This window comes from Streptomyces sp. SM11, assembly GCF_002910905.1.
GTDB lineage: Bacteria > Actinomycetota > Actinomycetes > Streptomycetales > Streptomycetaceae > Streptomyces.
Genome location: NZ_NEUE01000206.1, coordinates 1 through 23,205 on the forward strand (window position 1 = coordinate 1; position 23,205 = coordinate 23,205).

General features: G+C 69.8%; 21 protein-coding genes and 2 pseudogenes. 11 read left to right on the forward strand and 12 right to left on the reverse strand.

Annotated features, from left to right (window positions below):
• Positions 1 to 237: 237 nt before the first annotated feature.
• A complete protein-coding gene (locus tag B9S58_RS19435) occupies positions 238 to 1,428 on the forward strand; it encodes an IS110 family transposase (RefSeq protein ID WP_103531401.1) in 1,191 nt (396 codons plus the stop codon).
• 151 nt (positions 1,429 to 1,579) lie between these two features.
• Here the strand turns inward: B9S58_RS19435 and B9S58_RS19445 are convergent, their stop codons facing one another.
• The 7 genes and pseudogenes from B9S58_RS19445 to B9S58_RS19480 all read right to left on the reverse strand — a co-directional run bounded on the left by B9S58_RS19445 (position 1,580) and on the right by B9S58_RS19480 (position 9,856).
• Positions 1,580 to 2,827 carry an FAD-dependent monooxygenase gene (locus tag B9S58_RS19445; RefSeq protein ID WP_103533391.1) on the reverse strand — a complete coding sequence of 416 codons (1,248 nt, stop codon included), beginning with the start codon at positions 2,825 to 2,827 and terminating at the stop codon, positions 1,580 to 1,582.
• A complete protein-coding gene (locus B9S58_RS19450) occupies positions 2,824 to 4,224 on the reverse strand; it encodes an MFS transporter (RefSeq protein ID WP_103533392.1) in 1,401 nt (466 codons plus the stop codon). The genes B9S58_RS19445 and B9S58_RS19450 overlap by 4 nt, the downstream gene beginning before the upstream one ends.
• Positions 4,225 to 4,626: 402 nt before the next feature.
• Positions 4,627 to 4,870, reverse strand: a pseudogene (locus tag B9S58_RS39215) (ABC transporter ATP-binding protein); the annotation flags it as partial.
• Positions 4,871 to 5,176: 306 nt separating this feature from the next.
• Positions 5,177 to 6,196 carry a hemolysin family protein gene (locus tag B9S58_RS19465; protein WP_103533394.1) on the reverse strand — a complete coding sequence of 340 codons (1,020 nt, stop codon included), beginning with the start codon at positions 6,194 to 6,196 and terminating at the stop codon, positions 5,177 to 5,179.
• Complete coding sequence (locus B9S58_RS19470; RefSeq protein ID WP_103533395.1) at positions 6,193 to 7,542, reverse strand: hemolysin family protein; 1,350 nt, start codon at positions 7,540 to 7,542, stop codon at positions 6,193 to 6,195. Before B9S58_RS19470 ends, B9S58_RS19465 begins: the two co-directional genes overlap by 4 nt.
• Positions 7,543 to 7,701: 159 nt before the next feature.
• A pseudogene (locus B9S58_RS19475) lies at positions 7,702 to 8,716 on the reverse strand (hemolysin family protein).
• A 231-nt stretch (positions 8,717 to 8,947) separates the two neighbouring features.
• Positions 8,948 to 9,856: an ion transporter gene (locus B9S58_RS19480; protein ID WP_103533396.1), complete on the reverse strand. Its 909-nt coding sequence runs from the start codon at positions 9,854 to 9,856 to the stop codon at positions 8,948 to 8,950.
• Between the two features lie 150 nt (positions 9,857 to 10,006).
• Here B9S58_RS19480 and B9S58_RS19485 point away from each other — a divergent pair, with 150 nt between their 5' ends.
• Complete coding sequence (locus B9S58_RS19485; RefSeq protein ID WP_103533397.1) at positions 10,007 to 10,228, forward strand: hypothetical protein; 222 nt, start codon at positions 10,007 to 10,009, stop codon at positions 10,226 to 10,228.
• An 86-nt stretch (positions 10,229 to 10,314) separates the two neighbouring features.
• Positions 10,315 to 11,292 (forward strand): sporulation protein, encoded by a 978-nt coding sequence (locus B9S58_RS19490; RefSeq protein WP_103533398.1) that lies wholly within the window; start codon positions 10,315 to 10,317, stop codon positions 11,290 to 11,292.
• Between the two features lie 260 nt (positions 11,293 to 11,552).
• Here B9S58_RS19490 and B9S58_RS19495 read toward each other — a convergent pair whose 3' ends face one another.
• Both B9S58_RS19495 and B9S58_RS19500 read right to left on the reverse strand, forming a co-directional pair.
• Positions 11,553 to 12,485 carry a M56 family metallopeptidase gene (locus B9S58_RS19495; RefSeq protein WP_103533399.1) on the reverse strand — a complete coding sequence of 311 codons (933 nt, stop codon included), beginning with the start codon at positions 12,483 to 12,485 and terminating at the stop codon, positions 11,553 to 11,555.
• 3 nt (positions 12,486 to 12,488) lie between these two features.
• A complete protein-coding gene (locus B9S58_RS19500) occupies positions 12,489 to 12,890 on the reverse strand; it encodes a BlaI/MecI/CopY family transcriptional regulator (protein WP_103533400.1) in 402 nt (133 codons plus the stop codon).
• Between the two features lie 239 nt (positions 12,891 to 13,129).
• Between B9S58_RS19500 and B9S58_RS19505 the strand changes: the two genes are divergently transcribed.
• The 3 genes from B9S58_RS19505 to B9S58_RS39220 all read left to right on the forward strand — a co-directional run bounded on the left by B9S58_RS19505 (position 13,130) and on the right by B9S58_RS39220 (position 15,540).
• On the forward strand, positions 13,130 to 13,705 hold the full coding sequence (locus B9S58_RS19505; protein WP_103533401.1) for a TerD family protein: 576 nt from the start codon (positions 13,130 to 13,132) through the stop codon (positions 13,703 to 13,705).
• 332 nt (positions 13,706 to 14,037) lie between these two features.
• A complete protein-coding gene (locus tag B9S58_RS19510) occupies positions 14,038 to 15,078 on the forward strand; it encodes a sodium:calcium antiporter (RefSeq protein ID WP_103533402.1) in 1,041 nt (346 codons plus the stop codon).
• Positions 15,079 to 15,147: 69 nt separating this feature from the next.
• Positions 15,148 to 15,540: a hypothetical protein gene (locus B9S58_RS39220; protein ID WP_258044713.1), complete on the forward strand. Its 393-nt coding sequence runs from the start codon at positions 15,148 to 15,150 to the stop codon at positions 15,538 to 15,540.
• Positions 15,541 to 15,621: 81 nt separating this feature from the next.
• On the opposite strand, the gene B9S58_RS19520 is transcribed toward B9S58_RS39220, so the two are convergent.
• The 3 genes from B9S58_RS19520 to B9S58_RS19530 all read right to left on the reverse strand — a co-directional run bounded on the left by B9S58_RS19520 (position 15,622) and on the right by B9S58_RS19530 (position 17,519).
• On the reverse strand, positions 15,622 to 16,098 hold the full coding sequence (locus B9S58_RS19520) for a hypothetical protein (protein ID WP_258044715.1): 477 nt from the start codon (positions 16,096 to 16,098) through the stop codon (positions 15,622 to 15,624).
• 7 nt (positions 16,099 to 16,105) lie between these two features.
• Positions 16,106 to 16,378, reverse strand: a complete 273-nt coding sequence (locus B9S58_RS19525; protein ID WP_103533403.1) for a hypothetical protein — start codon at positions 16,376 to 16,378, stop codon at positions 16,106 to 16,108.
• A 136-nt stretch (positions 16,379 to 16,514) separates the two neighbouring features.
• Positions 16,515 to 17,519 (reverse strand): helix-turn-helix transcriptional regulator, encoded by a 1,005-nt coding sequence (locus B9S58_RS19530; RefSeq protein ID WP_181009379.1) that lies wholly within the window; start codon positions 17,517 to 17,519, stop codon positions 16,515 to 16,517.
• A 157-nt stretch (positions 17,520 to 17,676) separates the two neighbouring features.
• Between B9S58_RS19530 and B9S58_RS19535 the strand changes: the two genes are divergently transcribed.
• The 5 genes from B9S58_RS19535 to B9S58_RS19555 form a co-directional block, all read left to right on the forward strand.
• Positions 17,677 to 18,081: a hypothetical protein gene (locus B9S58_RS19535; RefSeq protein WP_146063535.1), complete on the forward strand. Its 405-nt coding sequence runs from the start codon at positions 17,677 to 17,679 to the stop codon at positions 18,079 to 18,081.
• A gap of 186 nt (positions 18,082 to 18,267) precedes the next feature.
• The gene (locus B9S58_RS19540; protein ID WP_103533405.1) at positions 18,268 to 18,477 is read left to right on the forward strand and encodes a hypothetical protein; all 210 of its coding nucleotides are present in this window, start codon (positions 18,268 to 18,270) and stop codon (positions 18,475 to 18,477) included.
• An 84-nt stretch (positions 18,478 to 18,561) separates the two neighbouring features.
• Entirely contained in the window at positions 18,562 to 19,005 is a 444-nt protein-coding gene (locus B9S58_RS40250) for a helix-turn-helix domain-containing protein (protein ID WP_374935692.1), read from the forward strand.
• Between the two features lie 162 nt (positions 19,006 to 19,167).
• Positions 19,168 to 20,124 (forward strand): asparagine synthetase A, encoded by a 957-nt coding sequence (locus tag B9S58_RS19550; protein ID WP_103533407.1) that lies wholly within the window; start codon positions 19,168 to 19,170, stop codon positions 20,122 to 20,124.
• Positions 20,125 to 20,220: 96 nt separating this feature from the next.
• Positions 20,221 to 23,205, forward strand: a 2,985-nt coding sequence (locus tag B9S58_RS19555; protein WP_146063536.1) for a non-ribosomal peptide synthetase, incomplete at its 3' end; no start/stop codon positions are given.

Below are 23,205 nucleotides of genomic sequence, written 5' to 3' on the forward strand. Positions count from 1 at the left end.
GGTCCTACGTTGTTGGTGGGTTGGACGGGCCAGTCGTAAGGTCCAGAGGCCCAGAGACTCCGGGTATGGCTTTCAAGCGGTTGCCCTTGATGGTTCATGCCACCTGGCCGCCCGGAGTCTCACGACGACTCGGCCGCTGATTAGGAGCTGCGAGCACCTGCGGGTGCATCGCTGAGTAGGACCACGCTGGCGAGGTCGTTCGGGAGAACAGCAATCACCGACGGACCGGAGGAACCCGTGCCCCAGATCTGGGCAGGCGTGGACATAGGCAAGACCCGTCACCACTGCGTGGTCCTGGACGCGGAAGGCAAGCGACTGCTGTCGCGCCGCGTGCTGAACGATGAGCCGGAACTGCCGGCTCTGCTCGCCGATGTGCTGGCGATCGACGAGGACGCCGTGTGGGCGGTCGATGTCGCCGACGGCATGGCGGCCTTGCTGATCAGCGTGCTGCTCAATCACAGCCAGCAGCTGCTCTACATCCCCGGTCTCGCGGTGAACCGGGCCTCGGCCGGCTACCGCGGCATGGGCAAGACCGACGCCAAGGACGCCACCGTCATCGCCGACCAGGCCCGAATGCGCCGCGACCTGACCGCGCTGCGGCCGGACGACGAGGACGCCGTCGAGCTGCGGATCCTCACCAACCGGCGAGCCGACCTGAACGCCGACCGCACCCGCCGGATCAACCGACTGCGCGGTCAACTCAACAGTATTCTCCCGGCGTTGGAACGGGCCCTCGATCTGGGCAACGTCGGCCCGCTGATCCTGCTGACTGGCTACCAGACCCCGGCCGCCCTGCGCCGCACCGGCGCCAAGCGGCTGGAGACCTGGCTGCACAACCGCAAGGTCCGCGGCGCCTCGGACCTGGCCGCAGCCGCTTCCGAAGCGGCCGGGCGCCAGCACACCGCCGTCCCCGGGGAGAAGATCACCGCGCAGGTGATCCACACCCTGGCGAAGGAGGTGATGGGCCTCAACGAGCAGATCACCGAGATCGACAAGCTCATTGCGGCCCGGTTTCGCGAGCACGAACTCGCCGAGGTGATCTCCAGCATGCCCGGAATCGGCCCACTCCTGGGCGCCGAGTTCCTGGCCGCCACCGCCGGCGACATGAGCCGCTACGGCACCGCCGATCGTCTGGCCAGCCTCGCTGGAGTGGCCCCCGTGCCCCGCGACTCCGGCAACGTCAGCGGAAACCTCCACCGCCCCAGGCGCTACCACCGCGGCCTGCAACGCGTCTTCTACACCTCCGCGCTGATCAGCATCCGCAACTGCGACGCGTCCCGGTGCTTCTACGAACGCAAGCGCGCCGAAGGCAAGCGACACACCCAGGCCGTCCTCGCCCTGGCCCGGCGACGGGTCAACGTCCTGCGCGCCCTGATTCGTGACGGACGGTGCTACCAACGTGAACTCCCGGTCACAGTGGCGGCTTGACAACCTCATTAGGAGGTGGCAGCGGCGGCACAACAGCACGCCGAGGGGGGCGCCTCCTGCCGAAGCTCCGCTGCGGCACTCACCGCATCACCGCGATCGCCCAGGCCGTTCTCGTCCTTCATCACGCACCGGCGTGAGGTCGGAAAAGGCTCTATGGCGAAGTTGATGCCGGTGGGCCGCCCAGCGTACTCATGAAGTCGGGCAGGGTGAGGGCCGAATGAGCCGGTCGCTCCTCCGTGCGGGGAATCGCGGCGAGTCCGCGCAGTCTGGTGTTGCGTTCCTCCAGCCCCTGTGCGGTGGTCGGGAAAAGTGTGGCACCGCCCTTGCCGACCAGCGCCTGGTTCATGGTCACGAAGTCACGGGTGTGGTGTTCGTAGGCGGCGAAGCCGGAGGGGTGTTCCCGGTCGGCCAGGGAAGCGGCGAGCATGTACGCGCCGACGAGTGCAAGGCTGGTGCCCTGCCCGGTGAGGAACGAAGGCGCCCACGCGGCATCGCCCACCAGGGCGACCCTGCCGTCGGACCAGCGGGGCACGCGGATCTGACCGACCGCGTCGAAGAACAGATCACCCGCATCCCGCATCGCGGCCAACATACCCGGGACCTCCCACCCCGCGTCGGCGAAGACCGTGTCCATCAGGTCGCGTTGGGCTCGCGGGTCGGGGAACACGTCGAATGGCGGTTGCGGGTGGGCGAAGTTCAGGAAGGCGTGCACGTCGTCGTGGTCCCCCACGGCGTAGAGTGCCGCAGCCCTGCCCGGCACGTTCCACATCACCGTCTCTTGGGAGAGCCCCGACGTATTGGGCATGGTGAACACCGCGAAGCAGTAACCGAGGTACCTGTGGAACTGCTCCTCGGGGCCGAACAGCAGCCGGCGGGTGTGCGAGTGCAGACCGTCCGCGCCGAGCACCATGTCGAACGTACGCGTGCTGCCTCTCCGGAAGGTGACGTCGATGCCGTGCTCGTGCTCGTCGAGGGTCTCGATGGAGTCGTTGAACAAGAACTCGACGTCGTCACGGGTCGCCGCGTAAAGAGCGTCGGAGAGATCCCCGCGCCGCACCTCCAGGTCATGCCCCGCAACGCCGCCGGTGACGGAGTGGGGATGGACCGAGGCCACCTCCCCGCCGTCCGCGGCGAGGAAGGTGAGTCGGCGCAGGTCGATGTTCACGTCCCGCAGCCGTGGCAGGATTCCCATCCGCCGGACGACTTCGAGTGCGGTGCCACGCACGTCGATGGGGTAGCCGCCGCCTCGGAGTGTGGGGGCCTTCTCGACCACCGTGACCTCGTATCCGAGGCGGTTCAGCCAGAACGCGAGGGCAGGCCCGGCGATGCTGGCCCCAGAGATCAGGGCCTTGCGCTGCGGCACAGCGCGGCCTTTCCTCAACTGGTGCGGGGGCGTCATTCTTTGACTCCTTCGCGCATGGTGCGGGCGACAAGCAGGGACAGGGCCGTGACGGTGCCGGCGATGACGAAGCCTGTGACGAAGGCCGATTCGTCCGGGACTCCGGATCCGGACGGGGTCGCAGCGGTGAGGAGCGCGCCACTGGCCTGCACGCCCACCGCGAAGCCGATGACACGGGTCACCAGGACCAGGCTGGTGGCGATGCCGGTGTCACCCCGATCGACGGAGGTGGCGATGCTGGTCACCAGCGCTGTCACGCACAGCCCGTTGGCGAGCGCGATCAGCATCTTGCCGATGACGACGTGCCAGACCTCGGTGTGCACGGCCGCCAGGGCGATCAGGGAGGCCGTCAGGATGACGATCCCGGCGGTGACTACCTCACGCGAGCCGAAACGCCGCGCTCCGATCCCACCGATCGGCCCGGCCAGGGCCGCGGCGACGGCGCCGGGCAGCAGGAAGAAGCCAATCGTGGTGGGGCCGGCCCCGAAGCCGTACGCGTCGTCGGGCACCGCGAACAGTTGCGGGACGAGATGGACCGCCGCCGAGGTACCGACGCAGATCGTGAACGTCAGCACGCACGGTTTCCACACCGCAGGCCGGGACAGCATGCGCAGATCGACCATCGGCGACGCCGCTCGGCGCTCCACGGCCGTCCATCCGGTCACGAGGGTGACCAGGAGCAGGAGAAGGGCTGCGAGCACGAGGGGCTGCGAGCCGAGTTCGGGCGCCATCGAGAGGACGAGCATCAGCGTGACCAGGATCCCGCTCAGGAGGGCCAGGCCGGGCCAGTCGATCCCGGCGCCGTCGGGCCGGCCCGGTTGGTCCTGCGGCATGAACCTGTTCACCAGGATGGTGGCCGCGATCACGACGAACGTGGGCAGCGCGAACATCCAGTGCCGGGACAGTCCTTCGGCCACGGGCCCGGCGGCCAGCGTGCCCACCATCCCGCCGCCGACGAACAAGCCGCTGACCACGCCGATGGCGACCTTGGACTCTCCCTCGGGGAGCTGTCCGCGCACCAGGATGAACGAGAGGGGCAGCGCGCCGACCATCGCCCCCTGGAGGATCTGGCCGACCAGCAATAAGGGTAGGTTCGGTGCCGCGGCGGACACCAGACCGCCGGCCGAGACCACCACCATCAGCCTGAACAGGACCCGCTTCCCGCCGTAGCGGTCGCCGAACTTGCCCGCCACCGGAGTAATGAGCGCGCCGGTGATCAGGAGCACGATGCTGAGCAGCGCTCCTTCGGCGGGGCTCATGTTCAGCTCGCGTTGCAGGAGCGGGAGTGTCGGCGTCACCACCGACTCCAAGGCGCCGGTGGCCACTGCCAGCATTCCGAGAGCCCCGACAGCGGCCTTCCTGATGTGGGCCCCCGGAGGGGCCTGGGAGGTGGTCATGAGTGTCCTCTCGTCATTGCAGGGCTGGTTACGGTCGTTCAGCCGCGTCATGCCGCCACCGCGTGGGCCGCCGGTGGCGCGATCGCGGAGCCGCCCGTCGGGGACGTGGGCGATCGGATCGTGGCTACCGCTGTCTGGTCATCCCATGGGGGCCGAGGCCGGCCGGAGTCGGCACGACGGACGCCGCCGCCCCCGCGAGACCTTCGGGTGCCTGGCACAGCGCTGCGCCGCTGAGTACTCCGATGCTCTTGAACGATGCGACCGCGCCCCGCCGCCAGGGTTGTTCAGCTCTCCGCGGGCCGTACGAGGGGAGCCGACGTCATGCCGACTGGCACGCTGTGCGTACGGGCTTCGGCCGGCGACGCGCTTCGTCTGCCGGTCCCCCTGGGTGAGGACCTCCGTACGGTCGAGCCCGGCGGCGCACTGCGGGAAGGTGGACTTGCCGGCTTCGGAGAGACCCATGGTCTCGGTGAACGTGCTGCGCCCGAGGGCGAGGGCGAGGCCGACGCCCACGAGTGCGTGCACCGTGCCTGAGCCGCGGAAGTACTGCCGCCGGACACCGCGCGGTTCGACGGCGACTCCGGGTGTGGCAGACCGGAGCCTCCGGCCGGGCCCGCCTGTGCCGCTTGCTGTTGCGTAGCCTCATCCGCTGCCCCTTCACGGCCGTCTCCTGCTGACAGGGCGAGGGTGCGTGCTCGGCAGCGGACCAGGCGTCACACCAGGGAGCCAATGCGGATGTACTACCGCGGTAGGTGGGGTGGAGGAGGGGCCGGCATGGGCAGCGGTGTGCTGGTGACCGGCCAGCAGATGGCGACCGCACTGGGCGCGACCGTTGGCGGGACCCTCCACGTCTCCCTGGCCGGTTCGCTGTCGGCGGTGCAGGCGGCCGTGCTCGTTCTCGCCCTGTCGGTGCCGCGGGGCAGGCCCGAACGTGGCGATCGGCCGCCGGGTGTCACACCTTCTGTGCTCCCATCAGCCGGATGATGAGGTCGTCGAGGCTGATCAGGCCGGTCAGCCGGCCCTCTGTGTCGCGTACGACGGCGAGAGAGGCCCTGCGGTGCTGGAGCTGCTCGACCGCGTGGGCGACGGTGTGGCTCGGGGCCAGTTCCGGGACCGGGCGCGCCAGTGCCCGGGCTGTCAGGTTCTTGCCCTGGGCGCGGGCGACCAAGGCGTCGCGGGCGTGTACCGAGCCGAGGACCGTCTCGCCGTCCCGCACGAGCAGCCGGGTGTGGTCGGCCGCCGCCGCCGCCGCGAGGACCTCGTTCGTGTCGGCGTCGGCTTCGATGCAACTGATCCGGGCGGCGGGCACCTGGAGTTGTGCCACAGGGGCCTGCGGTTCGCTCAGGGAGCGGGAGATCAGTCCGGAGTCGGCCTCGCTGATCAGGCCGAGGCGCTCGGACTCCGCGACCAGGTGGGCGAGTTGCTCTCGGTTGTGTACGGAGGTGAGCTCGTCGCGAGGGGTGACGCGGCACAGTCGTACGAGCGCGTTGCTGACCTTGTTGAGCACCCAGATCAGCGGGCGCACGAGACGGATCAGGGCGCGGAACGGCGGTGCGAGGAGCATGGCGGAGCGCTCGGGGTGGGCGATGGCCCAGGACTTGGGTGCCATCTCACCCAGCACCATGTGCAGGAAGACCACCACGGTCATGGCGACGGCGAAGGCGATGCCGTAGCTCAGTGCGCTGGGCAGGCCGAGCTTCGCCAGGAGTGGGTCGATCTCGTGCGAGATGGCGGGCTTGGAGATCGATCCCAGACCCAGGGTGCAGATGGTGATGCCCAGCTGGGCGCCGGCGAGCATCAGGGACAGTTCACGCATCCCGGCGAGCGCCGACCTGGCACCGCGTTGGCCCTGGGCGGCCGCGTGTTCCATGCGGTGACGCTTGGCGGCCACCAGGGCGAATTCGGCCGCGACGAAGAAGCCGCTGCCAATCAGCAGGAGGAGGGTGATGGCGAGGGCCAGGGGGAAGCTCATGCGGTCGGCTCCTCGTCGGCGGAGGCGGTGCGGGGACCGGCGTCCTGGTCGGTGTCCGGCAGGCGCTCCAGGCGAATGCGGTCGGGGACGTGACGGTCGAGGGTGCGGACCTCGATGAGGATGTCGCCGACGGTGAGGCGGTCGCCGATGGCCGGGAAGCGGCCGAGCCGGTCCACGACGAGGCCGGCGGCGGTGTCGTAGTCCTCTTCCTCCGGGAGTTCGATGCCCGTGGCTTCGGCGATCTCGTCGAGGCGGCGGCCGGCGTCGACCAGCCACCCGTTTCCGTCCGCGGCCGCGATCTCGATCACCTGGTCGGACTCGTCGGTGATCTCACCGACCAGCTCCTCGGCGATGTCCTCGAAGGTGACGATCCCGGCGAAGCCGCCGTGCTCGTCGAGGACGACCGCGAACTCCTGCTTGTGCTCCTGCATCTGCTCGACGGCGCCGGGCAGTTGCAGCGTGTCTGGAAGCAGCAGAGGGCGCCGGGCCAGTTCACCGGCGGTGACGTGCTCGAAGCGGGCGGCCGGCAGGCGCATCAGCTCGCGTACGCCGATGACGCCCGTGATGTCGTCGTGGCGCTCGCCGGTGACCGGGTAGTTGGAGTGGCCGTGCTCGGCGATCAGCCGCACGACCTCGGCGGCGGGTGCGTCGGTGCGCACGTAGGCGACCTCGACGCTCGGCACCATGACCTCGTCCAGGGTGCGTTCGGAGAACTCCAGGGCGTGGTCGAGGAGTTCGGCGTTGGCGCGAGGCAGCTGGCCCTGTTCGTGGGACTCGCCGATCAGGTGGCTGAGCTCTTCCAGGGTCGCGCCGTGGTGGAGTTCTTCGACGGGCTCGATGCCGACCTTGCGCAGCAGTTTGTTGGCTGTCGCGTCGAAGAGGTGCACCACCGGGCCGACGACCTTGAGGTACCCGAGGGTGGAGGCCGACAGCGACTTGGCGAGCCGCTCGGGGACGGCCAGGGCCAGGTTCTTGGGTGCCAGTTCGCCCAGCACCATCTGCACGACGGTGGCCATGACGAAGGCGAGCGTTACGGATACCGCGGAGACCGCGCCGTCGGAGAGGCCGGTGCCGGTCAGCGCGGGCCGCAGCAGCGCGGAGACGGAAGGCTCGGCGAGGAAGCCGACGACCAGGCCGGTGACGGTGATGCCCAACTGGGCGCCCGAGAGCATGAACGAGAGCCGTTCGAGCACCTTTACGGCGCGCTCCGCGCGTTTGTCACCCGCTTTCGCCTCACGGGCGAGCGCCAGCCGGTCGGCTGCCACGTAAGCGAATTCCTGCGCGACGAAATAGCCGGTGCCTGCGGTCAGGACGAGGACGGCCAGCAGGCCGAGTACGGCGTTCATCGGACACCCCGGGTACGGGTTCCCGGACCGTCGGGGTCCATCGGACTGGCGGACAAGACGTGCTCCTTCAAAGGGTGTGGATGAGGACTTGCGGGTCTGTTGGGACCGAAGTCCCTCGGCCCGGCTGTCAGGGGGATCCGTGGTGGGCTGCGTGGCCCGTCAGACGGCCGGGCCGACCAGTTCTCCCAGTACGTCTTCCATGGTGACGAAGCCCAGGACTCCGCCCGTGTCCCCCGTGACCGCGGCGAGGTGGCTGCCGGAGGCGCGCAGCGCGGTGAGCGTGTCGTCCAGGGGCGTGTCGATCCTGACGCGGTTCACCGCGTGCACGGCGGAGTGCGGGAAGGGCTGGCCGCGGTCCATGACGCCGAGGGTGTCCTTGATGGGGAGGTAGCCCACGACGGTACCGGTGGGACCGGTGACCGGGAAACGGGAAACGGGAGAATCCGGCCCGAGCGGCGGTGCGCTCCAGCTCGGCCGGGGTGATCGTGTGGTCGACAGTGACCATCTTCGGCGCGGGGACGAAGATCTCGCCGACAGGCCGCGTGCCCAGCTCCAGCGCGTCACGCAGCCGCTCGGCGTCCCCCGGCGACAGAAGTCCCGCCGCACTGGAGTCGCGGACCATACGGGCGAGCTCGTCGTCGGTGAAGACGGAGGCGACCTCGTCCCTCGGTTCGACCTTCAGCAGTTTCAGCAGGACGTTGGCGAAGGCGTTGACGGAGAAGACGACCGGGCGCAGTGCGCGGGTGAGGGCGACCAGTGGCGGGCCGAGCAGCAGGGCGGTCCTGACCGGGGCGGCGAACGCGATGTTCTTGGGCACCATCTCACCGATCAGCGTGTGCAGATACGTCGCCAGGCTCAGCGCTGTCGCGAAGGCGATCGGGTGGACCAGGCCGTGCGGGATGTGGACGGCGTCGAAGCCCGGCTCCAGCAGACGGGCGACGGCGGGCTCGGCGACCGCGCCCAGGACCAGCGAGGTGGCGGTGATGCCGAGCTGGGCGCCGGACAGCTGGACCGTCAGCTTGCGGACCGACTTCAGGGCGCTTTCGGCGCCCCGCTCCTCCGCCTCGGCGGCCCGCTCCAGCTCACCGCGCTCGACGGTGGTCAGCGAGAACTCAGCGGCGACGAAGAGCCCGCACGCGAGCGTGAGGGCCAGGGCCAGGAGCAGCAGAAGCACTTCCGTCACCGTGCCACCTCCGCCTCCTGGCACGCATGGTGTGCGCAGGCGGTGGCACGGTTCGTACGGGGAGGCTCGCCCATGACGGGTCGCTCACTCCTTCTCTGCGCGGTTCGGTGAAACTGCTGAGTGCAGTGCCCCCAACCTCATGGTAAAGGGATAGCAAAGCGGGCGCCGGGTAGCTCCGCACTGGAGTAGGTTCTCGCGCCCCCGAGCTTCACACCCCCGTCTTCACACCCCCGTCCGCGCCGTCTGCCCGGCACCCTGACACGTACAGGACCCCGGGGGCGCCGCCAGGCCGGATTCCATGCCGTCCAGCGCCTGGCGTGCCGCGGCGAGCTGTGCTCGTAGAGCCTCTGCCCGGTTGTCCACTCGCGGCTGCTGCCCCGGCACACCCCCCTCCCGCTCCTTCTCCAGCTCCCGGGCTTCCTCCAGGGAATTGATGACGACGCCGATGAGGAGGTTGACCAGCAGAAATGAGCCGAGCAGGACGAACGAGCCGAAGTAGAAGACGGTCCAGCGGGAAATCTCCAGGCCGCCGCGTACGGCGTCACCCAATCCGTCGAGGGTCATGAGGAGGAAGAGCGTGAGGGCCGCGCGGCCGATCGACCCGTAGTGCTCGGGGTCCTCGTCGGCGAAGAACACCCAGCCGACCATGGCGTACACGTACAGCAGGAGCGCCCCGACGAGGGCGAAGCTCAGGGTGCCGGGCAGGCTCTTGCCGACGGCAACGATCACGATCCGCAGCTGCGGTAGGAAGCGCGCCGCACGCAGTACGCGCGCCAGGCGCAGCAGCCGCAGCACGGTGGCGTTCTCGCGGGCGAACGGCATGAAGGCCATGGCCACGACGAGCAGGTCGAACACGTTCCAGGGATCACGGAAGAAGTCCCCGGGGCGGTCGGCGTGGGTGGCTGCCCGCAGAAGTATCTCGGCGGCGAAGACGGCGAGGAAGAAGTGCTCCGCGGCCTTGAGGGCGCCGTGCCATTGATCCACGACACCGCTGTACGTCTCGATTCCGAGCAGGGCGGCGTTGGCCGCGATGAGACAGAACACGGCGCTGGAGAAGGCGCTGGAGTCGACAATGCGGCGACTGCGGTACGCGAGCCCGCACCGCAGATGCGCAACCGTCCGTTCGGACATGGTGTTTCGTTTCCTCACAGACCCGTTTCGGACATTTCCCGTGAGCCGCAGCGGTACGCGGTCGGTGGGGGTGACCGCCCTCTATGCTTCTACATGCGTGTAGATATTGCGAGCCGGACCCGTCAATCATCCACTCACGAGGAGGACTTCATGGCGTCGATCGACCTGGACCAGGTGCTGGACAAGGCATGGGCGGACAAGAGCCTGCCGGAGATACTCGCTGCTCCCGTCGGCGCCCTGAAAGGCGTCTCGGACCGTGACGGCGAGCTGCTGCAGGAGGCGTTCGGCGTCAAGACCGTCCGCGACCTCGCCGAGCTGAAGTACGTCCGCTGGGCGCAGGCCCTGGCGGCGCTGGACGCGGCGGCCAAGTAAGCGCGATCGGCGGGTTGCCGCACCTCGGGGGTGTGGCAACCCACTCCCCCGAACCTCCACGTACATCTGAAGGAGAGAACGCCACGATGGTGTTCAAGAAGCTGCTCGGGTCGCTCGGCGTGGGCGGCCCCACCGTGGACACGGTCCTGGAAGGCGACCCGGTCCAGCCCGGCGGGACGCTGCACGGACGGCTCCATCTCGTCGGTGGGAAAGCCGACTTCGACATCGAGCAGATCACCCTGGAGCTCGTCGCCCGCGTCGAGGTGGAACACGACGACGGCGAAGCCGAAGGGACGGTCACCTTCGAGCGCATCACCGTCGGAGGCGGATTCCGGCTCGCCGAGGACGAGCGTCGGACCATCCCGTTCGCCGTGACGGTGCCGTGGGAGACCCCGGTCACCGAACTTCACGGCCAGTCGCTCGGCGTGGTGCTGGGCCTGAGAACCGAGCTGGCGGTGGCGGGCGGCAAGGACAAGGGCGATCTGGACCAGCTGACCGTCCGGCCGCTGCCTGCGCAGGAGGCTGTCCTGGAGGCGTTCGGGCAGCTCGGCTTCGGCTTCAAGTCGGCAGACCTGGAGTACGGACACATCGGTGGAACCGGCCAGCAACTGCCCTTCTACCAAGAAGTCGAGCTCACGCCGGCTCCCCAGTACGCGCATGTCATGCGGGAGATCGAGGTGACCTTCCTGGCCAACCCGGGCGGCATGGAGGTAGTCCTGGAGGCCGACAAGCCCGGCGGCCTCTTCGCCTCCGGCCACGACGCCGTCAACCGCTTCACCGTCAGCCACCAGAGCGTCGAGCAGCACGACTGGAACGCCGAGGTCGACGGCTGGGTACGCCAACTGGCTGCCGGCCACGGGGCCCACGCCCCACACGACTACGGCCACGGCGAGCATCACCACGGCGACAGTCACCACCGCTCCGGACCCGGCATGGGCACCGTCATCGCCGCCGGCGCGGCAGGGCTGGCCGTCGGCGTTGTCGGCGGCATGGTGGCCGCCGAAGTCGTCGACGAGGTGGGCGACTTCTTCGAAGGGGACGACGAAGAGGGCGAAGAGGGCTGAAGTGCTGTCAAGCCTTCCGACAGCTTCTTCACGGCTGCGGAAGGAGGTGGGTGCCCGGATCGCCGCGGCCTTCCTGGGCACCGCCACCGGGGCCGGGTCGGGTGTTGCGGCCCCAAGGGCATCGACTGGATCGAATGGCTGATCCGGATCGGCCTCACCGTCGTCGGTGTCGCCGCGCTCGAACGTGTCACGTACCGCTGCACGCGGCGCGTGAACTCTGCAGCCGTGTGGAGGCGGAGAATCCGTGGTCGGATTCCGGGCTACCCGTAGGTGGCGGATTGCAGAACGAGGAACAGGGCGATCGCCGCGTTGAGCGCGGACAAGGCCGACGCGGCCGTTCCGGCTGCGGCGACGATGGCGGCCGCACCGGCCGCGGTCAGTGCCGGCGGCCAGCCACCGGCCGGCGGAACCGGCCCCAGCAGCGCGGCAACGCGACGCGGTACCGGACCGGCCTCGGCGAAGGCGGCCAAGCCGGGTACCGCCGCACGCCGGGAGATCAGCGCGGCCTTGCCGACGGCGCGTGCCGTTGTCCGGCGGTCCCCGGTGACCCGGGCGGCTTCCTCGTCGGCCCAGCGCTCCGTGCTGTATTCCACCGCCGCGCGGAACGGGCGCAGCAGCGGGTTCGCGCAGCCGGCGAGCCGCACCGTGAGCAGCAGCCGGTGGTGCCGTCCGGCAAGGTGGGCGCGCTCATGGGCGAGCAGCGCGCGGCGCTCTGCCTGGTTCAGGCTGGAGAGCATGCCGGTGGAAACCAGGATCCGGCCCGGAGAGCCCGGCAGCGCGTACGCGTACGGCATCTCGTCGGCGAGTACGGCGACCTGCGAACCCTCGGGATGCGCGGCCAGGGTGCGGTGGGCACGGGCCCGGAAGCCGTAGTGCCGTCGCAGCGCCAGCGTGCACGCCGCGACCACGAGGGCGAGAGCGCCGATGGACGCCTTCCCGGCCACCTCGTCGTACGGAACCGCCTCTCGCACCTCTGGATCGGACCAGCTGTCGGGCAGCGGGTTGCCGGGTAACTGCGCCGTACCGACCACGACCAGGAGCCCGAGGCACAACGTGCTGCATGCGGCGAGGATCGCCCCGGCCCAGGTCAGCAACAACGCCGCGGTACGCGGATGCAGATGCTGCTCGGCCAGCCGCGCGATCGGCAGTGCGGTCAGCGGCAGGATCAGAGGCAGGAAGACGAAGACACCCATCGGTCAACGCTCCGGATCATCAGCTTCATCGAGGAGGGAACGCAGGAGCCGCTCGTCGCGTGAGGACAGAGACGACACGAAACTGGAGAGCACCGCATCGCGGTCCTTCTGGTTGTCGAGCAGCTTGCGCATGCGCATGGCCACCAGACCGGCCCCGTCCGCCACCGGCGTCCACTCGAAGGACCGGCCGGCCCTGGTGCGGGCCACCGCCTTCTTCGCGTACAGCCTGGTCAGGATCGTAATGACCGTGGTGTACGCCAGATCGCCGCCGAGCTGTTTCTGCACCCACGCGGCATTCACCGGGCCCGGTGCCGAGCCGAGTGACGACAGCACCTGCATCTCGAGTTCGCCCTGGCGCCTGCGACCGCGTCCGTCCGGGCTCGTCTTCTCCGTGCCCTCAACCATGGCGCGGCCTCCTCTCCGTTCCGCCGCCCTAACCGTACGAGCGTCGAGGAGGCATCGTACTGGCCGCTCCACGCCGGTCTCATCCGCGATCAGAGCGCCTGTGTGACCGGAAGGCGCGTACCGGCACACCCGGTTTGCACGCCTGCCGTTTTCTACATTGCTGTAGATTTCAGATCGTGCCATACGAGGCCCGGAGCGGTGTTCCCGTACCGGGCGCAGGTCTTGAGAAGGGAAGCGACATGGGTGTGAGCCTCGCCAAGGGCGGCAATGTCTCGCTGAGCAAGGAGGCACCGGGACTGTCCGCCGTGCTGGTGGGCCTGGGCTGGGACGTCCGTACGACGACCGGCGCCGACTACGACCTCGACGCAAGCGCGCTGATGGTCGACGAGGCCGGGAAAGTCACGTCCGACCAGCACTTCGTCTTCTTCAACAACCTGACCAGTCCGGACGGCTCGGTCGAGCACACCGGCGACAACCTCACCGGCGAGGGCGAGGGCGACGACGAGGTGATCAAGGTGAACCTGGGCACCGTCCCCGCCGACGTATCGAAGATCGTCTTTCCGGTCTCCATCCACGATGCCGAAGCCCGCGGCCACAGCTTCGGCCAGGTCCGCAACGCCTTCATCCGCGTGGTCAACCAGGCCGGTGGCGCCGAGCTCGCTCGCTACGACCTGAGCGAGGACGCCGCCACCGAGACCGCCATGGTCTTCGGCGAGCTCTACCGCAACGGCGCCGAGTGGAAGTTCCGCGCGGTCGGCCAGGGCTACGCCAGCGGCCTGGCCGGCATCGCCACCGACTTCGGCGTCAACCTCTGATACCCGGCGCACGGGGTGCTGCCGAGACCCGCACCCCGTGCGCGCACGCCCCCTCGGTCGCCTCCCCGACCCGACCCGACGAAGACGGTGACCAACAGCGAGCGCAGCGGCCGGGAACCCGGTTCCGGGCAGAGTCTTCTGCTTCCCTGCACGCCTGGATACCGATCCGTCCACGCAGAGAGGTGCGTGTAAGCGAAAGAGCCGGTTGCGTCGCCCGATCGGACGATCACGCTCGCCGAACGATGCGTTGAGTACGCGTCGTGCGGGGCAGGTGATCCGTGGTACGAGAGAGTCGGTCACTCCCCGCTGCCTCGTACCGACGAAAGGCGTCCATGCCCACATCGCTGACCGCCGTGTGGCCGCTGAGCTGGAGCATCGGGATCTTCCTCCTGGCCACGGCCGTCACCGTCGTATGCAGTATCCGGCTCGCGGGGGTGGGCGATACCCTCGCCGACCGCACCGGCTGGGGAGAAGCTCTGTTCGGCGCGGTGCTGTTCGGCCTCGTGACGTCTCTCTCGGGCATCGTGATGACCGCGGTCAGCGCCGCCGCGGATCAGCCCGGCCTCGCGTACAGCAACGCCGTGGGCGGTATCGCGGCGCAGACCCTCGCACTCGTCGTCGCCGACGCCTTCCTGAGAAGAGTCAACCTCGAACACGCCGCAGCGTCGCTGCCCAACATGCTGTTCGGCTGCCTGCTGATCGGTTTGCTGGGCATCGCCCTGATGGCGGCGTTCAGTCCATCGGTCACTGTTCTGGGCCTGCATCCGGCCTCCGTGGTGATGGTGGCCTTCTACGTCGGCGGTCTCCAGCTCATCCGTTCCTATGGCGAACCCATGTGGCGCGCGGTGCCCACCAGAGAAACGGTTTCCGATGTCGCGAGCGAAGACACCGAGGGGCTCTCCGGTCACAAGACATCACGGCTGTGGACCGAGTTCGCGACCGTCGCGGTCCTCGTCATGCTCGGGGGCTGGGCGGTGGCCCGCGCGGCGGAGGGCATCGTGGAGCACACGGGCCTGAACGCCGGTCTCGTCGGGGCTGTGTTCATGGGCCTTGCCAACGCCCTCCCGGAGGCGGTCACCTCCATCGCGGCCGTCCGGCGTGGAGCCGTCACGCTGGCCATCGCCGCCGTCGTCGGCGGAAACTGCCTGGACGCGCTCAATCTCGTCGTCGGCGACATCGCCTTTCGAGACGGGTCCCTGTTCCACGCCGCGAACCAGGACGAACTGTTCCTCACGAGCGGCGCGTTGGTCATGACAGCAGTCCTCCTCGGCGGCCTCCTGGTCCGCCAGAAGCGCGGCTGGCTCAAAATCGGCTTCGACGGAATCCTGCTCATCACCATCTACGCGGGCACCGTTGCCGTGCTCGCCTTCTGAAGCCGACCGGACTGGATGAATTGGTCACGAGCGCTGTCGACACCGGCTCGGGCTTGGTGTGACATCGTCGTGGTCACGGTGCCGGTCAAGGCGTTCCCCAGCCTGCCCGCCGCGCCACTGGCCGGGATGACGGTCATCGACACGTGCAACTACGGCCCCGAGCTCGACAGTAAGTCACTCACCTCGACGAGCGAGCTGCTGCTGCTGCTGCTGCATTACATCCCGGAAGCCATGCTCGTCAAAGCGTTCAACAGCATCGCGCGGCACTGGCCGCCGCAACGCGGTAGCCGTAAGTTGGCCCGGGCTTCGGTAAAGTCCGGCCGTGTCAGGACCACGTCCGGCAGGTTTCCGTCCCGTGCCTTCGGTGGCGTCCTCGAAGGCCAGGCGCCGGGTGGGGGTTCTGGCCAGTTGCGCGACGTCCAGCAAGGACGGGGGGCAGGGCGCCCGCGACGGCATCCCTGACCTCCCGCCACGCGACCCGCTGGGCGCGAAGCCGCGGAGGGGCCCCCGGGGGGGCGGGCCGCCACCGCACCTTCCGCTTCCTCAGCCGGCCTCCGCGATCCAGGCGCTGAGCTGTTCCGGAGTGGTGGCGGGGTCCGCCACCAGTTCCGAAAGCCGGTCATCGGCGTAGTGGGCGGTGGAGACCGAGGGGCAGCGGTAGCAGGCGTCCACCCCGGTCTGCCGCCACCACTGGCACCGGGTGCGCAGGTGGCACCGGGGAACCGCGCGGGTGTCCTGCTCCGGCGGGAGGGTGCGTACCCGCTCGACCAGGGTGCAGTCGTCGCCCCGGCGGTTGACGCAGTCCGAGACGCAGTGCGAGGCGAACCTCAGAACCCGGGTGGGGGCGATTCCCTCGGGTATGGACCCGAGGACCTCCGCCGCCGGTACGGGTTCGGCGAGGTAGGCGACTTGGCCGTCCGGGCCCGGTCGCACTCCCAGGACGACGGACTCGGGCGCGTACGCGTCGCCGCTCGGGCACCAGGAAGCGGTGCTGGACTCGTCGGTTCCCACGGTGTTCACCTCACCTTCAGCTGGGGACGACGCCGGACGCGGAGGAGGTGCCCTCGGCGGCTGGTGCGGTCTTGTCGGTGGAGACACGGCCCACTGTTCCCTCGCCCAGAACGCCTTCCCGTGTCTGTTCCGCGGCGATCGCGGTCTGCAGGGCGGCCTGGAACTGCTGCACGGAGGTGATGCGCTCCGCCTCGGCGGGGGCCGCGCTCGCCGGAGCCGCGGCAACGATGGCGAGACCGGCCGCGATGACGGCGGCCGCGCTGGTTGCGGTGAGTCGGGTGTGCTTCATGAAACCTCTCCCGGGTCGGCGTGCTGGACATGACGTCCTTGGTCCCTCGGCACTCTAGGAACCGCCGGTGCGGTCGGGGCGGCAGTCGGCGGCGGCAGTTGTACCGCCAGCCCCGCACCGACGGCCGATCCCCCGCTCATTCCTCGCCGGTGAGCCAGCCCCTGGTCACGGCGCGGGCGCCCGCCTGGAAGCGGCTGCGGGCGCCCAGGAGTTCCATCAGGTCCGCGGCGATCCGGCGTGCCGTACGCGGGGAGACGCCGAGCCGCTTCGCGACGGCCTCGTCGGTGAGTCCTTGGCCGAGCATCCGGAGCGCCTCCGCCTCCTGGGAGGTCAGGCCGCGCTCGCCGCGGTCCCGGTCGCGGGAGACCGCGCCGAGCGGCACCGCGGTGTCCCAGATGGAGTCGAAGAGGGCGCAGAGCGCGGTCAGCGTGCCGTTCGCGGTGACCACCAGCGCGCCGGCGGCGCTGTTCTCGCCGTCCGTGGGCACGATCGCCACACTCCGGTCCATGATCATGAGCCGGACAGGAAGCGAGGGCGCGGTCCTGACCTCGCCGCCCTGCTCGGACAGCCACTTCGCGTAGGCCACCGTCGGGGGGCTGTTGCGGACACTGTCCAGGTACAGCGTCCGCATCCGCACGCCGCTGCTCAGGAGCTTCCGGTCCTGGGGTTTGGCGGCCTCCATACTGGCCGCGCTCTGCGCGCCGCCGGGGGCGAGCGTCATCACGTCGGTCTTCACGGCGCGGGCGAGTACGTGGATCCGGTCGCGTATCTCCTCGATACCGTCCAGCCGCTCCACGTCGACCGCGGTCTTCAGGGGCCGGCTGGCGGCGAAGTCCGCGGCGAGCCGAGCGGCAGCGGAGCGGAGCTGCTCGACGCGTCTCTGTTCCGCCGCCAGCCGCTCCTGCTGCTGGGCCAGCATCGACTGGATGCCGAGTTCCGGGTCGACCGCCCGGAAGGTGTGCGGCTCGTTGAGGGACGGCCTGATCAGCGCCAGTTCGCTCAGCTTGTCGAGCGCGGACCGCAATTCGTGTTCGGAGATCCCCAGGAGCCGGCGCAGGTCATCGAGCCCGGCGCGGGGCTGCGCCAGCAGGGTGCGGTAAACATTCGCACAGGCGTCGTCCAAACCGAGCGCGTCCAACACGTCGTGTCTCCCCCCAGAAGATCAGCGTCGCCGCATCAAAACACGCCTGGGCCCGTTGAGTACCGGACGTTCGGCACTCCTGGCCGAAACAGTTCGGTCTCCTACCTCGTCGCGTGTGCGGTGGCCGGTTTATGACGGGGCATACAGCGTCCTTCGCGTGGAGTTGATGCACGGTGCAGCCGCCGCGCAAGCTCGGTGGATGTATCTCGTCCATGTGCGTGTCCTCCTGCCGCCGCAACCCCTCGACACCGAAGAGTTCAGAGATTTCTTCCGCTCCCACGCCTTCCCCGGCGAGGGGGTCGAGCACGTCAGCGTGCACGGCGGCACCGACGGGGTACTGACGGTCGGCTTCTACGTGCAGGCCGATTGCCTGACCGCGGCCGAGTGCGTGGCGCTGACGGTGGCCGAGCGCACGCTGGTCCGCGAACCCGTACTCCAGAGGGCGAGTGTCGCCGGCGGCTCGGGCGCGCTCGTGGCCGAGTTCTACAACCGGATGGTCGACGTCTCGGCTCGTGATGGACGGAGTATGCGAGTGCAGGATCAGGACAGCGACCGGAACTAGCAAGGGATGCCACCGGCGGGCGAGTCTTGTTCCAACGGCAGCAAGCCGGATCCGGAACACGGAACCGCAGGCCGGGGACCGGAGCGTCACCGCGGGACGCTCCGGTCCCGACCCCTCCGCAGCGCCACCAGCACGTGCTGCCGGAGCCCTCCATCAAGCCGACCCTCACCAAGGGAGAAGTCCGCCATGCCGCTCCGCCTGCCTCTCACAAAGTTCGCCGCAGTCCTCGCCCTCGTCGCCGCCCCCGCCGTCGGGGTCGCCACCGTCGTCGGCGCCGGCGCCGGCGCCCTCACCGACACGACGATCGCCTCCGTCGCCGACGGAACGGCGTCGAGCCAGCCGCAGGGCTCGACCCCCAGCCCCTCGTCGGCCAAGGACACCACTGGCTGGGACTAGCACGAGGGCACCGGTACCGGAACGAGATCCGTAGACGAACGCTTTCTTGGGAACCGTGGAGGGGCAGTGCAGACATCCTGCAAAGTGAACCAGTTCGGCTCTCTTCTCCAGCTCTACCGGGCGAGAGAGGGCATGACCCAGAAGCAGCTCGCGGACTTCTCCGCCATGAGCGTCCGAGCCATCCGCGATCTGGAACACGGCCGGGCCGAGCGTCCCAGACGGGACACCGTCCGGCTGCTCGCGGAGGCGCTACGCCTCGACGACCAGCGCCGGGACATCTTCGAACGGGCGGCCAGGCCGGCCGCCGCCGGGGCCGCCGCCGGGGCCGCCGCCGACCTGCCGGGCCTGCCGGCGAACCCCGGGTCGGGCGAGTACGAGTACGCCACCCTGCTCCTCGAATCCCTCTCGCCCGGGTCCGGGGACGGTGACTGGGACACGGCGCTGAACGACATGGCGAAACAGAACTGGCGGCTCATCACCGTGGACCGGGGCGTTGCTTTCATGGAACGTCGGCTCGACCGCGTCTGATTCGCCGAAAAGATCGAAGCTGCCGCTTTCAACTGCCGCCCTCACCGAATTCCGGCCAATAGGTTTCCGCACCGTAGGCATTCCGATCGAAACGAGGGCAGCATGTCTCAGTACGGTACACGGGAGCAGCAGGGATCTCCGAATGATCCGGAGACCGTGCGAATGCCGGGCACCCCGCGCGAACACCTCTCCTCCGAGACGACGCGGTCCGTCCTGCGCGTTCAGCACCGCATGCTCATGGGAATACGGCGGCACCTCGACGAGGCCGGCTTCACCGAACTGCACGCGCCGATCATCGGTCCGGTCACCGATCCGGGCTGCCGGGGCGCGAAGCAGGTGGACATCGACTACTACGGCCGCCGCTACAAGCTGATGACCAGCGCCATCCTCTACAAGCAGGCGTCACTGCACGCCTTCGACAAGATCTTCTGCATCGCCCCGAACATCCGGCTGGAGCCGCCGGAGACCGCGAGCACCAACCGGCACCTGGCCGAGTTCCACCAGATCGATATCGAGGTGGCGGGGTACACCCGCGACCAGATCATGGCCGTCGCCCAAGGCATCGTCGTCGCGGCGGTGCGGGAGGTCGTGACGCGGGCGCCGGAGGAGCTGGAGCGGCTCGGCCGCGACACGGGCGCCTTCAAGCAGTTGCTGGAGCAGCCGTTCGACCGGATCACCCACGCGGAGGCCGTCGCCCAGGTCGACGGCGACCCGCACGCCGAGATCGACTGGGAGGGCGAGGCGCGGATCTCCCGCAAGGCCTCCCGCCCCTTCTTCGTCACGGACTATCCCAAGGGGTCCCGCGGCTTCTACGACCGCGAGAGCCGCGAAGAGCCCGGCATGCTCCGCAACTTCGACCTGCTGGCCCCCGAGGGGTACGGGGAGCTGGCCAGCGGCAGCGAGCGCGAGTACGAGTACGCCCGCATCCTGACCCGGATGCGAGAGACGGGCGAGAACCCGGCCAAGTACGGCTGGTACCTCGACATGGTCAGAGAGGGAATTCAGGGCAGCGCGGGATTCGGCATCGGATTCGAGCGGCTTACCCGCTACATCACCGGGGTCCAGTACGTCTGGGAGGCCAGCGCCTATCCCAAGATTCCCGGTGTCTTCTCTGCCTGATATCGGCCCGCGGTACGGCGGGACTATTTCGGTGAGCGCATTCCAGGAAATCCCCGAGTCAACCGAGGCAGCACGAGAAAAGGTGGAGTGAAGACGATGTCGACCGAACGTGACGAGCGGCAGTGGTGGCGGGAACAGCTTGCCGGAAGTGGCCGGCGGACCGGGCCGCTGCTGCCCGTCACGGACGCCGACGGCGGACCCGCGGCGGTACGGGGCCCGGTGGGCCCGCACACCGGCGCCTCCGGCCGGCCCGCCGGGGACGACCCGCGCGACGTCGTGGCGGCGTTCGCCCGGCAGGTCCGGCGAGCGCCCGACGCGGTGGCCCTGCGCACGGACGACGGCCTGGTCACGTACGCCGAGCTCGACCGGCGCGCCAATCGGCTCGCACACCGGCTCATCGGGCTCGGTGTGCGTCCGGAGACCGCGGTGGCGGTACTGATGGAGCGCGGGCCCGCCCTGATCACCGCCCTGCTCGCCGTGCTCAAGGCCGGTGGCGCGTACGTACCGCTGCACGCCACCTTCCCCGAGGCGCGGATGCGCGCGGTCCTCGAACAGACCGGCGCTCCCGTCCTGCTCACCGACCTCGCCACCACGCCGGGCCCAGCCTTGGACGACCTGGTGACCACCGTTGCGGTGGACGCCGACGCCGGTTCCGACACCGGTTCCGACACCGCGCCGGAGGTCCGCGTCGGCGCGGCCCAGCTCGCCTACGTGATGTTCACCTCCGGGTCCACCGGCGCTCCCAAGGGCGTCGCGGTCGCCCACCGCGACATCCTGGCGCTCGCCGCCGACCACTGCTGGACCGGCGACGCCCAGGCCAGGGTTCTCGTGCACTCCTCGCACGCCTTCGACGCGGCGACCTACGAGATCTGGGTCCCGCTCCTCACCGGCCGCGAGGCCGTGATCGCCCCGGCGGGCCAGCTCGACGCGCCCCTCCTGCGCAGGCTCACCGAGGAGCACGGCGTCACCAGCCTCTTCCTCACCACCGCGCTGTTCAACCTGATCGCCGAGGAGGACCCCACCGTCCTCGACTCCGTCCACCAGGTGTGGAGCGGGGGCGAGGCGTGCGCGCCGGACGCCGTGCAGCGGATGCTCGACCACTGCCCGACCACCGACTTCGTGCACGTCTACGGGCCCACCGAGACCACCACGTTCGCGACCTGGACGGCGCTCCGCGCCCCGTACCGGGTCGGCGCGACCGTACCGATCGGCCGGCCCATGGACGACATGCGCGCCTACGTCCTCGACGACTCGCTGCGCCCCGTGCCGGCCGGCGTCACCGGCGAGCTGTACCTCTCGGGCGCCGGGCTGGCCCGCGGGTACGTCGCCCGGCCGGCCCTGACCGCTGAGCGGTTCGTCGCCAGCCCCTTCGAGCCGGGGGCGCGCATGTACCGCACCGGCGACCTGGTGCGACGGCTGCCCGAAGGCGACATCGAGTTCGTCGGGCGAGCCGATCAGCAGGTGAAGATCAGGGGCTTCCGGATCGAACCGGGCGAGATCGAGGCCGTGCTCGCACGGTTCCCCGGCATCGGCCCGCGTGCCGTCACCGTCCGTGAAGACCGCCCCGGTGACAAGCGGATCGTCGCCTACGCCGTCGCGACGGACGGGGCGACCCTCGACACGGCCGCCCTGCGCGAGCACGCGGCGGAGCACCTGCCGCCGTACATGGTCCCGAGCGCCTTCGTGCTGCTCGACGCCCTGCCGCTGAACTCCAACGGAAAACTGGACCGCAAGGCCCTGCCCCGCCCCGCCGCCGAGAGCACGGACGGCCTCCGCACCGCGCGTACCGCCCGGGAGGAGGTGCTGTGCGCGCTCTTCGGTCGACTGCTCGGTAGGGAGCGGGTTGGCATCGACCAGGACTTCTTCGACCTGGGCGGCAACTCGCTCCAGGGCATGACGCTCGTGAGCCGCATCCGCGCCGCGCTCGGCGCGGAAGTGCCCTTCGCGACCCTGTTCCGCAACCCCACGGTGGCCGGCCTCGCCGGAGTGTTGGACGAGGGTGGCGAGCAGCGGCCGGCGCTGACGGCCACCGGCCGCCCCGACCGGCTGCCGCTGTCCTTCGCCCAGCGGCGGCTGTGGTTCCTGCGGGAGTGGGAGGAGGGCGGCTCGACGTACAACATCCCGCTCGCCGTCCGGCTCCGCGGGCCGCTCGACCACGATGCCCTCGCGCAGGCGCTGACCGATGTGACCGACCGCCACGAGGCCCTGCGGACCCGCTACCCGTCGGTGGACGGGGAGCCCTGCCAGGACATCGACCCGGCCGGCACGGCCGGCCTGCGCCGGGCCCCGGTACCGGCAGGCGGTCCGGACGGCCTCCTCTCGGCGGCGGCCTCGCACGTCTTCGACCTCGCGACCGAACACCCGCTGCACGTCGAGCTGCTGAGGGTGGCGCCGGAGGACCACGTACTGATGCTCGTGCTCCACCACATCGCGGGCGACGGCTGGTCCTTGGCCCCGCTGGCCCGCGATCTGGGAACCGCGTACGCCGCCCGCATGGCGGGTGAGGCCCCTCGGTGGGCCCCGCTGCCGGTGCAGTACGCCGACTACACGCTGTGGCAGCGTGACCTGCTGGGCGCCGAGGACGACGAAAGCAGCCTGTCTGCCGCCCAACTGCGGTATTGGGAGGGTGTGTTGGCGGGGGCTCCGGAGGAGTTGGAGCTGCCGATGGACCGGCCGCGTCCGCCGGTTCCCTCGCACCGCGGTGATCTCGTCACCACCCTGACGGACCCCGGGCTGCACGCCGGGCTCGTCGCCCTGGCCCGGAAGAACGGCACCACCCTGTTCATGGTGCTGCAAGCGGCGCTGGCGACGCTCTACTCACGGCTCGGCGCGGGCACGGACATCCCGCTGGGCACAGCGACAGCCGGACGCACCGACGAGAAGCTGGACGACCTGGTCGGCTTCTTCGTCAACACCCTCGTACTGCGGACGGACACCTCCGGCGACCCCACCTTCCGCGAACTACTCGACCGGGTACGCACCACCGACCTCGACGCCTACGCCCACCAGGACCTGCCCTTCGAACGGATCGTCGAGGCACTCAACCCGGACCGCACCGTCGCCCGGCACCCGCTCTTCCAG